Source organism: Novosphingobium sp. THN1, assembly GCF_003454795.1.
Classification (GTDB): domain Bacteria; phylum Pseudomonadota; class Alphaproteobacteria; order Sphingomonadales; family Sphingomonadaceae; genus Novosphingobium.
Genome location: NZ_CP028348.1, coordinates 247,931 through 262,625 on the forward strand (window position 1 = coordinate 247,931; position 14,695 = coordinate 262,625).

Consider the following 14,695-nt stretch of genomic DNA (forward strand, 5'->3'; position numbering starts at 1 on the left):
TCGGCCGTAACGCTCGCCGAAGTCATGGCGGACAGCGGCCATTACAGTATCGGCAGGACTACGGTTCGCGGCCATGTCTCGGCAGTGGGCGGAAAAGGGGTGCTAATCGACGCGCTCATGGCCGCTCGCGGGGCGGGTCCACCAGTAGGCTTCACTGCCTGGCTGATGCCCACGGACGACCGCTCGCTTTTCATGTGCCGGTCGGCGAAGCGGCAGATTGCAAGGCCTATGACGCTCTGATCGGCTTGCCCGAGCGCGCACCTGACGCCTTGCTCGCCGACAAGGGCTAAGACGTCGACGCAATCCGTGCCGACCCTTGCCGAACGGAATATCGAGGCCGTCATTCTTGGTCGATCAAACCGCCGCGTGAAGATCGAGCATGATCGGGCGCTATACAAGCAGCGCAACCGGATCGAGCGCATGTTCGGACAGCTCAAGATCAACCGCGCCGAAGCCACCCGATACGATCAACTGGCCAACAGCGTCCTTGGAATGATCTCTCTCGCCACTGCCAGATACTGGCTCAAATTTTTCCACGCCGCCTAGACACCGCCGGGCAGACTGCTTCGGGATATACAAGTCAAACAAATATGAGATTTGATTCATTTTATTGACTCGCGATCAATATGAGGTAGATTTCATATTTAGCGCACTGGGTTTCGGCGTAACGCTTGTTCGTCGCGCATAGGGAGGAAGCCAATGGCAAATTCAGGGGTCCCGTTCCGCTGGCGTTCGATCAATCGACGATGGATTAAGTCGCCACGTCCCGAGCATGGATCTTGGCTCGTGCGACTGTTCAGAAACACGCAAGCGATGTTTGATGCGTTTCGGGTGGGGACGCATCTATGCGGACCCGATGCATGACCTTCCGGGTCGGTCGGAGGAATATAAACCATCCAATAAAATGATTTTATTGGATTTTTTTAAGGTTAGCATGCTTATGGCAGTGATCCGTTCTGTAAGCAAGTTTCTGCCCCCGACAGGTAGCGTGTCCGGTAATTACTTCAACTACAGGTTCGCGCGTATTGGCGTCTTTTCTGTCCTCGGCATCGATGAGCATCCTAACACCAGACGCACCGTGACCTTCAAAGGGAAGGTCAAGATCGAGGGTCGGACGCGCCGTCCCCGAGGCCGATGAGCTGTCAGCTTGGCAGTCTAACTGAGCGGCAACGAGGGTAGCGCGAACGACGCAACATTCCAAAAAAAGGGAGGCAATTATGAGAACTCTAAGAATCTTTTCCGTTATGCAATCGTCGGCGATCGTCGCCGCAATCGCGTCGCTTACATCCACCGGGGCTGCTGCGCAATCGTCGGCTCCGACCGCGAGCGAGACCTCGGCTGCAGAGGTCGAGGAGATCGTCGTCTCTGCCCGCAGGCAGAACGAGTCGATACAATCTGTCCCGTTGTCGATAAAGGCGTTTTCATCGGCTGATATCGCGCGCTCGGGCATCACGTCGATAGCGGACATAGCGCGTCGCACCCCGAACCTGACCTTCGGCGATTTTGGCGACATTAAGCTGTCGCCGACTTCGATCCGCGGCGTTGTCTCGTCGTCGGGTTCGGCCGGCGCAGATCCAGCAGCCGGTTATTATGTCGACGAAGTGTTCGTCGGCCAGGGCGCCGGTGCCAGCGTCGACCTTTACGACATTGAGCGGATCGAAGTGCTGCGCGGCCCGCAGGGCACACTGTTCGGCCGCAACACGCTGGCGGGCGCGATTAGCATCACAACCACCAAGCCGTCGGACGTGTTCAATGCGTCGGTCACCGGCACCTACGGCAATTATGATTACAAACGGCTCGGCGCCTCGGTGTCCGGCCCGATCGTGCCGGGCGTGGTACAGGCGAAAATCTCGGGCATCTACAACAAGCGCGACGGCATCTCGTTCAACGAGATTCGCAACGAGGACGCAAACACGCTCAATTCCTGGATTGTCCGGGGAGCGCTGAACTTCATCCTGTCGCCCGACACGACGCTGCTGATCAGCGGCGACCATCAGAAAGTCGACCAAAGCCCGCTCGCGTTCGAGGTGCTTCGCTACAACAGCAATCCGAATGTTGGCACTAACAGCTTCCTCCAGACCGCGCGCGGCATCCCGCTTAACCAAGATCCGTTCGACCGCGTCGTCCAGTCCTCGATCCGCAACGTCGAAACGCTAAACGCCAGTAACGTCACTGCGACGTTCAAGACGAAGATCGGCGGCATCGACATCACGAGCATCACCTCGCACCATTTTCACCGCTATTTCAGCGAAGGTGACACTGGTCGCGGCGCCGTCCGGCTGCTGACTGACGGCGATCCCGAGCGGGTGACGCGCGACTCCCAGGAGTTGCGCGCGGCAATCAGCAGCGACCGGGTTAACGTGATCACCGGGCTCTATCTCTATCGCCAAAAATCCATCAACCAGAGCTTCGTCAAGATCGGCCCCGATCTCGCCGCGCTGTTCGGCGATCCTTCGCTCGCCGGTATCGTCACCGGCTCGGACGGCACGCTGATCACTAAAAGCATCGCTGGCTTCACAAACGTCAACGTTCGGGTCAGCGACAGCATAGAGATCACCGCCGGCGCGCGCTATACTCGTGACCACAAATCGATCGACTATACCCAGTCAGACCCGGTCGCGCTGCTCGGTGGCAATGTTGCGATCAAGGCGAGCGACAGCTGGACGTCGTTCACGCCGAGCGTTACCGCGCGGTACCGCGTCAGCCCGGACTTCATGACCTATGCGACGATCAGCACCGGCTTCAAGAGTGGCGGCTTCAACGACGCGCTCGGCGACGCCAGTGGCATCGCGTTCAAGCCCGAGAAGCTCACCAATTACGAGCTCGGCTTCAAGGGGCAGACAGCGAACCGGCTCATCACTTACGACGCTGCCATCTTCTACATGGACTGGACGAACGTCCAGGTGTCGCAGATCGTGCCGCCGCGTTTTAACCCGACAATCACAAACGGCGGAAGGGCCTATAGCGCGGGCATTGAGGTCAATACGACGATCCGTCCGGTTGAAGGGCTGACGCTCGGCGTGAGTGGCGCGCTGCTGCGGTCGCGCTTCAACAACGATGTCCGGCGCGGGCCGACCGCGTTTGCGCCAGAATACACCGCGAACGTCAACGTCGAGTATCGCTTCCCCGAAACGAGCCTCGGTCAGTTCTCGGTGTTCGGCGAAATGCTGGCGCGCGGCAAGACCTATCTCATCCCGCCGACCGGCAACACGATCGACCTCGACGGCCGCGTCTCTCCCTACGCTCTTTTCAACTTGCGCGCCTCGCTCAGCGCGCCGAACGAACGCTGGAAGATTAGCATTTGGGGAAAGAACCTCACCGACAAGACCTACAAGACCCGCATGTTCGATCTCTTCAACGTGCCGCCGATCGGCGAAAAACTAATCCAGCTCAACGAGCCGCGAACCTATGGTGTCGAGGTGAAATTTAGCTACTGAACAGGGGGGATGGGCGGCAGCAACCCTGCCGCCCCTTGTCAATCGCCATCGCGGCGTCATATTACGCACATAGGCGACGTCGCTGCCTCTGGGGCCGGTGAGCGCCTCCCCAATATGCTGTGCGGTCAGACGGAATTGTGGTGGTGCTGACGTGATGTGTTGGCCCAGATCACCGAGCGCTGGTATCCGGTTGCGGAGGTATCACAGCGGGCGTTAGCCCGCACTCGCTTTATGCCTGGTGTTGAAGGACAGTTCACAGGAGCCGTAAGGCGACATCTACCTTTACGATTTGTCGCCTTGGCCTGATCGATTTCCCGGCGGGTAGTCTTCCGGGAGAGGACGATGGGTTGTCTCGATGGCGAGGCATTGACGGCGATGAGTGTGCTGTTGAAGCAAGGGCATACGCAGAGTGCGGTTGCGCGACTGCTTGGGATTACGGAAGGGCGCGGTCCGTTATCACCGCCGCCGGCGCGCTGAGGGTGCGGTGGATGGGCGGAGCCGGCAGATCGGCAAGGCGGCCGAATATGCTGAAGCGATCGCGCACTGGCGCAGCGGCCGTGGGGATGGTGCGATCAACATCGCGGCGCTGCATGAGTGGCTGACGCGCGAACATGGCTATACCGGGAGCCTGAAGTCGGTGCAGCGTTATTGGTCGCGGACGTTTCCAGCCCCTGTGATGCGCGCGCGTCGCCGGGTGGAGACGCCGCCGGGAGCGCAGGCGCAGGTCGACTGGGCCGAGTTCCCTGGCATGGTGCTGGGCGATGAAGTAGTCGACCTCTCGGCACTGGTGATGACGTTATCGTGGAGCCGCAAGCGAGCGATCGTGTGGTCCCGCTCGAAGGATGCGTTGGCGTGGCAGTCATGCCATCTGGCCTGCTTTCAGCGCCTTGGTGGGGTCGCGGCGGTGATGCGCATCGACAACGTCAAGACGGCTCTGTCGAAGGGCGCGGGCGCTTGGGGAGAGATCAACCCGACCTACCGCCGTTTCGCCAGCCAGATGCATTTTCATGTCGATGCGTGCCAGGTCCGTCAGCCCCGCGCGAAGGGCAAGGTCGAACGTTCGGTCCGTGATTGCCGCGAGTACCTCGATCCTTACAGCGGTGTCTTCGGCAACCTTGCCGATCTACAGGCCTGGACGGATGAGCGAATGACCGAACGCTCAGGCCAATTGCGCTGCCCGGCGACCGGCACAAAGGTCATGCAGGCCTGGGAGCAGGAACGTTTCCTGCTGACCCGGCTCCCCGAGGCGCTGCCCGAGCCGTTCGACGTTGCTGTGCGTCGCCAGGTTGGCGATGACTGCATGGCGAGTTTTGAAGGCCGCCAATACAGTGTGCCCTTCCGCTTCATCCGACAGGACGTCGAGGTACGTGGAGTCTCTGGCAGGGTACTGTTCCTGAAGAACTGCGAAGTTGTCGCCAACCATCCGCGCGGAACCGAGGCGCTGGTCGTCATTGACCCCGCCCATTTCGAGGGTCCGAGCACGCCCCGGGTAATTGCGCCGCTGCCGCTGGGCCGGATGGGCCGCAAACTGCAGGAGATTGCAAGCGCTGGTGTCCAGCACCGCTCTCTCGACCTCTATGCGCGCCTCGCGGAGGTGGCTAGATGAACACGCCCCGGATCAGGCTCGATATCGATGCCACCCGCGAGAAGCTGTGTCAGCTTGCTTGTGGCCATGCCGCAGATGCTCTCGATGACATGATTGGCGAGGCGGTGCGTGACGAGATCAGTGCGCACGTCTTCCTCGACCGGCTCCTCACGACCGAACTTGCTGGCCGCGAGGAGCGGCGTGTGCGGGTCATGCTCAAGAACTCGAAGCTGCCGTCGGGGCAGACGCTGGAGAACTTCGATTTTGCCTTCCAGCCCGCAATCGAGCGCTCACGCATCGACACACTCGCCACTGGCACCTGGATACGCAACGCCGAGGTGGTCCTGCTGCAGGGGCCGCCTGGCGTGGGCAAGTCGCACTTGCTCGCCGCGCTGGGCATCCGTGCGGTCCAACTCGGCTTCTCGGTCCAATACTACCGCTTCGACGAGCTCATGGCCGCGCTGCGCCACGACGCCCAATTGCCACCGCCGCGCATCAAGATGCGTAAATACATGTCGAGCGCGCTGCTGTTAATCGACGAGATGGGCTACGATCCGCTCAACCGCGAGGAAGCCAGCCTATTCTTCCGTCTCGTCAGCTATCGCTATGGCCGGGGCGCCATGATGATCACCACCAACAAAAGCATCCGCGACTGGACCGAACTGCTTGCTGGAGACGAAGTCCTCGCCACCGCCATCCTCGACCGGCTTCTCCACCGCGCCCATGTCCTCAACATCAAAGGCCGCAGTTACCGCCTGCGCGACCTCGAGGACGCCTTCAAGGCCTGACCGCCAATCCTCGTCGAAGAAATTTCAGGGGTGGGGAGCATGCTCCCCACCCCTGAAATCATACCTCTCATGCAGCGCGACACCTCGTAACACTGGGTGTCGCCTTAGCTCGTAAAACTGGGTGTCCATTGACACCTGGAAGCGTCAGCTTGCGAATGTGATGTCCGGCGATGCCAGCAGGGATGCCGAGATCCGCCAGTTGAAACGTGAGCTGGCTCGGGCGACCGAGGAGCGCGACATTCTGAAAGAAGCCACCGTGTATTTCGCTCTAGATGCAAAGTGAGATACGCGTTCATCGCCTAGCATATCGAGCGTTTTGGCGTGCGAGCCATCTGCCGGTGCCTCGCTGTGCAAACTATTGGCTACTATGCTTGGCAGAAGAGCCCGCTGTGCCAGCGGGCTCGGGACGATGCCCGACAGACCGATCTGATCCGGATAGCTTGGAACGACAGTGGCAAGGTCTATGGCTACCGCAAGCTGCACGATGGCCTAGTGGATCACGGCGAGACTTGCTGTCCGAGCCGACGCGGCAACTGCCATGACAATGCCGTCGCCGAGAGCTTCTTCTCCTCGCTCAAGCTTGAGCGCATCCGGCGCCGCACCGACAAAACCCGCGTGGAAGCCCGGCAGGACGTGTTCGATTAGGTAGAGATGTTCTACAACTCGATGCGCAAGCAGGTCAGGAACGGGATGCTGTCGCCCGTCGAGTTCGAACGGCAGCAGATTTTGAAAGCGGAAGCCGGCTAGAAAACTAGGGGCTACTCAATGTCAGAATTTCTGGCATAACTCCGGCCGATGAAGCGCCGGATCTTTGGTTCTGGGCGGATACAAATCCTGGACAGTGTCAAGGCAAGTTTACAATAACAAACCATCAGGACCTATCAGCGGGGACGGCCATTTTAGGTATCACAGGAATTGCCAGTATACAGAGGGCGGATGGAACGATTAAAACAAAATAAGCACTAATGTTGGGCTCTGTCCTCTCAAAGATGCTCAAAGCAGCAGCTCCTAGGCCTGCGCCTACCGCTAGGCCTGACTTCTCCAGCGATGTCCAGACGCCATTTAAGAAGGCGCCACTGCCCCTCGAGGTGTCATTGATGATGTGCGCCACCGCTGTGAACGGCAGCACTTGCACGCCTGCAAACGAAAAACCGCAAACGGCGAGAGATAGGCAAAACAGATACCAATTCTGTAAAATCAGAAACGAACAAGCGATCAGGACGCTGGAGACAGCGTAGAGAAGGCTGGCCAGGCGCATTGCACCACGATCCCCTATTTGACGCGCGATGGGTGCCCATATCTGCACAGAAATGATGGTGACACCGATCATGATTGCCAATGATGTCCCGACCTCTCCTTCGGGACGGGCGAAATCGATCGTGACAATATAGGGGATCATTGCCACCAACCCCCCAACCGCGCTCAGCTGAAGTATGAAGGAAGTCGATAGCCATAGGAATTTTCGGTTCTGCATTAAAAGGGCGATGGGTGTCTCGCTAGGCAGGTCTGCCTCAACACCGTCTGCCTGCTTGAAGTGGGGGCAGACCGGATTGATGCCAGGGCAGTGGTCATTGCCAATGCGCATATTGCTGCCAGAATCGTTGCCATAGCTGAATAGCCGAACCGCCCTCCGCCAGTTGCATCAATAATCAAGGGCGCGGCAGAAGCTCCGCAAAAAACGCCCAGCATCGCAAACATCATCCGCCGGCTAATCAGGCGCACACGATCTTCGCGGTCGGAGGCAATTAATGCAGGGTAAGCGGTGTAGGGAACGGCAAAAAGAGAGTAGATCGTCGTCATAAGGAAATAGCTGCAGGCGACCCAGAAAACGACCATCTTTTCAGACAGGATAGGTGTTGAAAATAGGGCTACAAAGCCCGCAATCAACCCGAATGCCCCCATCTTCATAGCCCCCATATGGCGCTTTGAACGATCAAGCCAGCCGCCGACCAAAGGATCCCAAAGGAGCGACCATAATTTGGGAACGAGAATGATCAGCCCAGCCGCAGCCGGCGCGATCTGCAAAATCTCCGTGCAATAATAGAGCAGCAGCACAGACGGCACGGTCGAATACAGACCAGTAGCAAATGAGCCTACCCCATAGCCGTTAACAAATCGCTCCTTCAGTTCACCCTGCACACGCATCACTTACCATCCAGCCCATGATCCTCTCGAGAGGTTTCCTATAGACAGCTTATAGGATGGGGGATAGCCATAAGTGAGAAACGACTCAGAAAAATTGGAGCAGGTGACGTGGACATTTTTCGAACCCCTGACGAGGCATTTGAACATCTCGATTATCCCTTCCGCCCCAACTGGCGCGAGGTCGAGGGGCTTCGCCTGCATCATCTCGATGAAGGCCCATCGGGCGGGCCCGTCGCATTGCTTGTCCATGGCGAGCCGACGTGGAGCTATCTTTACCGAAAGATGATCCCGGCTTTGGTGGCCCGCGGCTTTCGATGCATAGCGCCCGATCATGCTGGATTTGGCAAGTCAGACAAGCCGACAGACGAGACTTGGTATGATCTTCCAGGCCATGTCCGTCGCCTGAGTGATCTTGCAGCAGAACTCGATCTGAAAAATGTGACTCTTTTCGTGCAGGACTGGGGCGGGCCAATCGGGCTTCGACTATTGGTGGATGAACCCGAAAGGTTCGAGCGAGTGGTTATCATGAGCACCTGGCTTCATCGCGACGGATACAATTATTCAGCAGGAATTCGGCAGTGGGCGGCGCGTGCGAATGACCCTGCCGAGCTCGGCGGCGACATGGATGTCGGCAGGATCGTCGCTGGATCTTTGCTTAATCCGAAGGTCAATCGCCGAGAAGCTTTTGCCGGCTATTCGGCACCATTTGATGGTCATGAGTCAAAGGCCGGAGCCCGCCGGTTTCCGAGCATCTTGCCATTCCTAGGCGGGCAGGCCGGCGACCCGCTGGGACAACAGCACTGCTTTGAGACCTTGCCCAAGTTAGGTCTACCGATGCACTTTTTCTGGGAGACGGTGATATCATTTTCCCTCCATCGGATGGCGAGCGTTGGTCGAACATGATCCCCGGATCTACTATCGACATTATGAAAGACGCAGGCCACTTCATCCAAGAAGATGCAGGACTGGATATCATCAATCTATTGGACAAATACTGGTAGTCTCATAACTCAAACATCCGATCAATATGTAATAGTTATGAACACATAGGAGGCTCTTATTGTGAACGGAGCTGAAGCGCTGATAGAAACATTGCAGGGCTGCGGGGTAGACGTTTGCTTTGCAAACCCAGGGACCTCTGAAATGCAGTTGGTCGCGGCGATTGATCGGCAGCAGGGAATGCGAGCCGTTCTTGGCTTATTTGAGGGTGTCGTAACAGGCGCTGCCGATGGCTACGGACGTATGGCCGACAAGCCAGCAATTACTTTACTTCATCTCGGGCCAGGGCTGGCGAACGGACTGGCAAATCTTCACAATGCTCGGAAAGCAGGTAGCCCAATAATCAACTTGGTTGGCGACCATGCGACCTACCACTTACAGTTTGATGCGCCTCTAACCACTGATGCTGCGGGAGTTGCCCGCCCCATGTCAGACTGGACGCGGGTTTCAAGATCGAATCGCGACCTAGCGCAAGCTGGCGCCGAAGCATTCAGCGTGGCAATGGGCTACCCAGGCAAAGTGGCCACTATTATTGCGCCGGCAGACCACGCTTGGACAGGTGGTGCAGCGCCGGTTACCTCGCGGTCAGTCCCAGCTGCGCCACAATCACCCAGGTGTGCAATTTCGTCTGCTGCAAATGGCTTAAAAGCAGTTAATGGCCAGAAGTGTTTGTTCCTGGGCGGCCGGGCTCTTCGAGCCGACGCACTGCATTTGGCAGGCCGAATTGCGGCAGCGACGGGCTGTCGCCTAGTGGCGGAGACTTTTGCAGCTCGCCATCAGCGTGGCGAAGGCCGAGTTTCAGTCGAGAAATTGCCCTATTTTGGTGAACAGGCCGAGGCTTTTCTCAAAGACTTTGACACGATTGTGCTTTGTGGCGCGGATGCGCCCGTCTCTTTTTTTGCGTACCCTGGCAAGCCGAGCTGGCTGTCGCCCGGTGGCGCGACCATGATAAACCTTGCCTCCAAAAACGAGGATGTACAGGCGGCATTGGCAGAGTTGGTGGATCTGCTAGACGCACCATACAACCCGGCTAGTCTTCAGCGATCGTGCATCACTCCAGCGAAGCCGGGAAAACTCGATGGAGCCAGCCTTGGAGCCATAATCGGCGAGCTGATGCCCGAAAATGCGATCGTTTCCGACGAGGGCGCGACACAAAGTGCAAATTTGATGAATATGACTGCTGGAGCGAAACCGCACGATTGGCTTCAACTGACGGGTGGCGCCATTGGTCAGGGCCTCCCCCTCGCCGTTGGCGCAGCGGTGGCGTGTCCCAACCGGAAAGTCATCGCGCTGCAAGCGGACGGCTCAGGAATGTATACGCTACAAGCCCTATGGACCATGGCGCGTGAGAATTTGGATATCACCACCATCGTGCTCAATAATGGCTCATATGCGATACTCAACATTGAGCTATTACGGGTGGGAGTCGAGAACCCAGGGCCGAAAGCGCTCTCGATGCTTGACCTCAAAGACCCAAGTTTGAACTGGACTCAGATATCGGAAGGTATGGGGGTTCCTGGGGTCCGCGCAACAACGACCGAAGATTTTCGCAGCGCGCTTATCGCGGCATTTTCGCAAAAGGGACCACGTTTGATCGAGGCGATCTTGCAATAGAACCGGTGCTTCTGACATGATCGCGAAGACATGATGAGCTTCAGCTCGATTATCCTGATGTGGTCGCCTTTGGAACATCATTCAAAGGTTTGATGATGGATTCCCATATACCAAGACTCTCTGATCAGGACCAGTGGGCCCATTGGCGCAGGCCGATGGACATGATGCGCCATGGTTGCTCGACGAGCCTGATCCAGGCGAAGCAGCAGTGATCGACGATGTCGTCGTAGGATTTGAAGATGCGGTTCGACAGCCAGTTGTCGCGCATGAACTGCCAAAGGTTCTCGACTGGATCGAGCTCTGGGCACCTCGGTGGCAGCGGCATCAGTGTAATGTTGGGCGGTACGATCAGTTCGGTCGATCTGTGCCAGCCAGCCTGATCGAGCAAGACCACGGCGTGCGCTCCCGGAGCAACGTGGAAGGCGATTTCCTCCAGGTGAATGCCCATTGCCTCGCTGTTGCAATGGGGCATGACGATGCCGGCGGCCTTGCCTTCAGCAGGGCAGATGGCCCCGAAGATCCAGGCCGAGGAACGGCGCTGGTCCCTCGGAGCACAAGGGCGGGTGCCGCGCTTTGCCCAGCGTCTGGTGAGCTTGGTTTGCTGGCCGATGCGGGCCTCGTCCTGCCACCACAGCTCTACCGGCGTCCCGCTCGGGAGCCGCTGCCTGATTTGCGCCAGACAGGCGGCGAACTCTTTTTAAAAACGGCAATGTCGTCGGACCGTTGCCCACGATGGCGCGGCCGCGCCGAAAGCTTGCGATAGCCCATGGTGCGCAATTCATGGCCCAGTGCCTGCTTGCTGATCGATACCGCGAACTCGTCCCACAGCCACTGCGCTAGGTCGATGATGCGCCAGCGTACCACTCCATGCACGGCGGGGATCGGTCCTGTCGCGATGACTTCTTCCAGAGCGCGACGATGACGATCATCCAGAATGGTTGCGGGGCCAGGTGCCTTGCGCGTCGCCAGGCCCGCAATCCCAGCCTCGTTGAACCGCAGGACCCAGTCACGGATGATCTGCAGCGTCACACCGGCGATCCTCGCTGCTTCGCTCCGGCTGCCGCCATCCAGGATCGTCGCAATCGCCAGCAGCCGGCGGACCTGCCCAGCATCCCTGCAGCTCCGGGAAAAGGCTCGAACCTGATCCGAACTCAAATCACTGCGCACCCTGATCGGCGCCGCAATCGCAAACCTCCAACAGTTTGCCATGGTGCATCATGCCTGGCGGCCGACCAAAACCCCTCGGGCGTTACGTACCACAGGTTTTGGTATTACATGATAATCATACAACGGCCGAGAAGATCAAGAAGGCATAGGCCGTGCCGATCTTGACCTATCGGAGGTTAACGATTGTATTCCCGGCCTACGAGAGGCCTGGATAGAGACCGTTCGCGCCTTCACTAAGACCCCTTGTTGTTCCCAGCGGCAGGCAGGAAACTCAGGCCTCCTGGTTGCTGGTCTCGTGCAGTTAACGCACTTAGCGATGGACGGCGGGCCCTCATCGCCAGGGGCGAGCCGGGAGAATCACGTGACTGCCTCCCTCGCCTATGCGGACGTCGAAGCGCTCGCTCCCCCCGTTCGAGTAGATGGTGAACCAGTCCTTGTCGGCTCCAGCGATGGCAAGGCGCAGCCGGTGGCCCGGACGTATCAGTGCGGCGACCGGCATGAGCGGAAACTCGAGCGTCATCGTTTCACCCGGGTGTACCAGCTCAGCATCTTCGCGCTTGAAGCTGTGGGCAGCGGGACCCTGGTCGTACGGCAACGATGAGCGATCCGCCGGTCGACGATGAATTGCCCGAAACATTCCCTCCGTCACGTAAGTCACCCGCCCATCAGGGGCCACGTCCTCTAAGTATGCAAACACAGCGGGATCATCGCTTCGGGTAGACAATACCAGCGAGACAACTGGCGTCCCAACAATTTCCATAGCTTTGTCTACCGGTGCCGAGTCAAACGTGAGCAGACGGCGATCTATTTCCTTCCGGTCGCCGTAGGCCGGCGGGGTGCCGTTCTGGGTCGACCAACGCGTCCGCTGACCCGTGCCGACCGTCAGATCGACGTCGTGGACTACACGACCTGCGGCGCCTGCCTGCTCGGCAAGCGAGCCGTCAGCGGCGAGATTTAGCTTCCAGGGCTGAGCATCCGGCACGGGCCAAACGGATGTCGTCCTAAACTCGCCAGCACCTAGCACGTAGTAATGAATCTGTCGAGCTATCTTCTTCCCGGCCAGCCGTTCGCGCACGAAGCGAGTCTGCAGGTCAAGCTGATCCGACAAGGCCGGCTTCGGCTCGGTTACATAGGGAAAGAATGGATCCGCATTTCGGAAGTTACTGTGGTCGTTTGCCGTGATCCATACCTCCATTGGAACCTCCGGCAGGGACCGGAAGCGCGCAAGCACCGACTCCGCCGTTCCGCCGTCTAACCAGGATCCCCAGTATTGCACCGGCACCTTCGCATGACGAAGGCCATCCAGTTGCGCGACTGGAGAGATGTCAAACAGTCCGTAGCCGTTGTGTCCCTTATCGTCCCGGAAGGTGATGTTGAGTAGATCCTCGCTCCTCCAGCGGTTCTTGCCCACCAGTGCCGCCCGCAGGCGGGCATAGTCCTTATCGCTGTCCACTGGTTGTAGGATAGGATATAGCGCGGAGCAATCGTTCACCTGCACGATGCAATTACGCGGCGGCGCACCCAGGTCGAACCCGCTGCGCCCCAGGTCCATGCCGAGCGTGACTCTTCCCCATTCAGCAAGAAACCCGCGATTGATGACGCCGCCGGGCGCCATGAGGTGCGCATAGATGTCGAATTCCGACTCATGAATGACACCGCCGAGAAGGTTTGCCGCCGGTCGCGAAGTTGCCAGATCAGCTGTGTCGGCCGCGTAGGACTGCCCAGCAACGAATACCTGGCCGGAGCTCCAGGGTTGCGACTTGATATGCCGAACAATCTCGTCGACGTCGGCGGTCTCCTGCGGCGACAACTCCGTAAGTCGCTGTCCAAACGACGCGGTCGACCCCCGCGTATCCACTGCGACAACGACGAATCCGTCGTCAAGCCAGCGCTGCGTTCTGCCCCAGGCCCCGATCCCTGCCCGCCCGTAACGCGTCTGCATCAGCACGGCGGGAACCTTTGCGCCAGTCTGCCATGACTTAGGGAAATAGAGACTGATGGCCAGGGAGACCCCGTCGTGCATCGCCACGTAGTATGACTGATCGCTGTGGCGCTTCGCCGAACCTTCACTGGCAGCCGCATCACCGGCAAACAATGCAGCGCAGCTCACGAGCAGTGTGATGGAAAAATCACGGAAAATTTGAATCTTCATCATACTACTCCCTGCCAAGTTGACTGTAACTGCACGCGTTGGCACAGCGCGGCACGTGACCTATCTGGCGTGATCCAGCTGCATGCCCGAGAGCAGTCGCCGGACATACCGGCACACGAGCGCGCGACAATCAAAAAGATTGAGGCTTAAACCTTGAATGGCATCGACCAAGGAAATCCGCCTTTGAAGCGGTAATCTACTCCCACGGCTTTCAAGCCGATAAACCGCTTTCACCAGAGCTTTCGGGTGGGAGCCAAGCCGAAAGCCACTCGCAAACGAGTGCAGGCCGTTCTTGCCCCTCTACTTCGACTTCGCACAGTAGTTTTACGATACGGCGACCGCCATCGTCTTCGCGAATGCCTCCGTGCTGGAACCGCCCCCGGATACGTGAACCACTCGGCACTGGTGAGACAAGCCTCAGTCTATCAAATCCGTAGTTCAGGAAAAGTCCAAAGTCGGTGTTGCGCAAGTCCTGCTCAGCCATGGATCGAAACAGGTGTGTGAGCATCGAAATGGTCAAAAAGCCGTAAGCGGTGGTGCCTCCGAAAGGTCCGGAACTGGTCGCCCATTCGGGGTCCATATGCATAGGATCAATGTCATGGGTCAGTTCGCCAAATTCGTCGATCATCGCCTGATCAATTCTTACCCAGCCCGAAATTCCAAGGAGATCTCCTGAGCGCCCGGACAGAATCGGATCATAAGCTTCTTTTGCAATGTTCATCACAATCTCCCTTGACATAAAATGAGCTTGATCTCATTAATAATGCGTGTCAAGCCAATTTTCGAGCACGGCAATCGGAGGGGCAAT

General features: G+C 58.3%; 11 protein-coding genes and 1 pseudogene. 7 read left to right on the forward strand and 5 right to left on the reverse strand.

The features are described from left to right. The first annotated feature begins 306 nt into the window (after nucleotides 1-306). From C7W88_RS18255 to C7W88_RS23995, 5 genes and pseudogenes are all read left to right on the forward strand, one after another. On the forward strand, nucleotides 307-546 hold the full coding sequence (locus C7W88_RS18255) for a transposase (RefSeq protein WP_162896239.1): 240 nt from the start codon (nucleotides 307-309) through the stop codon (nucleotides 544-546). 698 nt (nucleotides 547-1,244) lie between these two features. After that, nucleotides 1,245-3,437 carry a TonB-dependent receptor gene (locus C7W88_RS18265; protein WP_162896240.1) on the forward strand — a complete coding sequence of 731 codons (2,193 nt, stop codon included), beginning with the start codon at nucleotides 1,245-1,247 and terminating at the stop codon, nucleotides 3,435-3,437. A gap of 484 nt (nucleotides 3,438-3,921) precedes the next feature. Then, the gene (gene istA / locus C7W88_RS18270) at nucleotides 3,922-5,043 is read left to right on the forward strand and encodes an IS21 family transposase (RefSeq protein WP_240345079.1); all 1,122 of its coding nucleotides are present in this window, start codon (nucleotides 3,922-3,924) and stop codon (nucleotides 5,041-5,043) included. Next, nucleotides 5,040-5,810 carry an IS21-like element helper ATPase IstB gene (gene istB / locus C7W88_RS18275; protein WP_066043586.1) on the forward strand — a complete coding sequence of 257 codons (771 nt, stop codon included), beginning with the start codon at nucleotides 5,040-5,042 and terminating at the stop codon, nucleotides 5,808-5,810. The genes istA and istB overlap by 4 nt, the downstream gene beginning before the upstream one ends. A gap of 124 nt (nucleotides 5,811-5,934) precedes the next feature. After that, nucleotides 5,935-6,557 (forward strand): annotated as a pseudogene (locus tag C7W88_RS23995) (IS3 family transposase); the annotation flags it as partial. Between the two features lie 124 nt (nucleotides 6,558-6,681). Here C7W88_RS23995 and C7W88_RS24455 read toward each other — a convergent pair. Both C7W88_RS24455 and C7W88_RS24460 read right to left on the reverse strand, forming a co-directional pair. Further along, on the reverse strand, nucleotides 6,682-7,395 hold the full coding sequence (locus C7W88_RS24455; RefSeq protein ID WP_118075013.1) for an MFS transporter: 714 nt from the start codon (nucleotides 7,393-7,395) through the stop codon (nucleotides 6,682-6,684). Then, entirely contained in the window at nucleotides 7,284-7,955 is a 672-nt protein-coding gene (locus tag C7W88_RS24460; protein WP_162896243.1) for an MFS transporter, read from the reverse strand. The genes C7W88_RS24455 and C7W88_RS24460 overlap by 112 nt, the downstream gene beginning before the upstream one ends. Nucleotides 7,956-8,063: 108 nt before the next feature. Here C7W88_RS24460 and C7W88_RS18300 point away from each other — a divergent pair, with 108 nt between their 5' ends. Together C7W88_RS18300 and C7W88_RS18305 are read left to right on the forward strand one after the other, a co-directional pair. Then, nucleotides 8,064-8,858 (forward strand): alpha/beta fold hydrolase, encoded by a 795-nt coding sequence (locus C7W88_RS18300; RefSeq protein WP_162896244.1) that lies wholly within the window; start codon nucleotides 8,064-8,066, stop codon nucleotides 8,856-8,858. Nucleotides 8,859-9,017: 159 nt separating this feature from the next. Further along, entirely contained in the window at nucleotides 9,018-10,568 is a 1,551-nt protein-coding gene (locus tag C7W88_RS18305; protein ID WP_118075017.1) for an acetolactate synthase large subunit, read from the forward strand. A 124-nt stretch (nucleotides 10,569-10,692) separates the two neighbouring features. On the opposite strand, the gene C7W88_RS18310 is transcribed toward C7W88_RS18305, so the two are convergent. From C7W88_RS18310 to C7W88_RS18320, 3 genes are all read right to left on the reverse strand, one after another. Next, a protein-coding gene (locus C7W88_RS18310; RefSeq protein WP_240345080.1) for an IS630 family transposase occupies nucleotides 10,693-11,777 on the reverse strand; the annotation gives its coding sequence in 2 pieces (ribosomal slippage) (nucleotides 10,693-11,249 and nucleotides 11,249-11,777; 1,086 coding nt in all). 289 nt (nucleotides 11,778-12,066) lie between these two features. Next, nucleotides 12,067-13,887 (reverse strand): CocE/NonD family hydrolase, encoded by a 1,821-nt coding sequence (locus tag C7W88_RS18315; RefSeq protein ID WP_205525345.1) that lies wholly within the window; start codon nucleotides 13,885-13,887, stop codon nucleotides 12,067-12,069. Nucleotides 13,888-14,098: 211 nt separating this feature from the next. Next, on the reverse strand, nucleotides 14,099-14,608 hold the full coding sequence (locus tag C7W88_RS18320) for a MaoC family dehydratase (RefSeq protein ID WP_162896245.1): 510 nt from the start codon (nucleotides 14,606-14,608) through the stop codon (nucleotides 14,099-14,101). Nucleotides 14,609-14,695 lie beyond the last annotated feature (87 nt).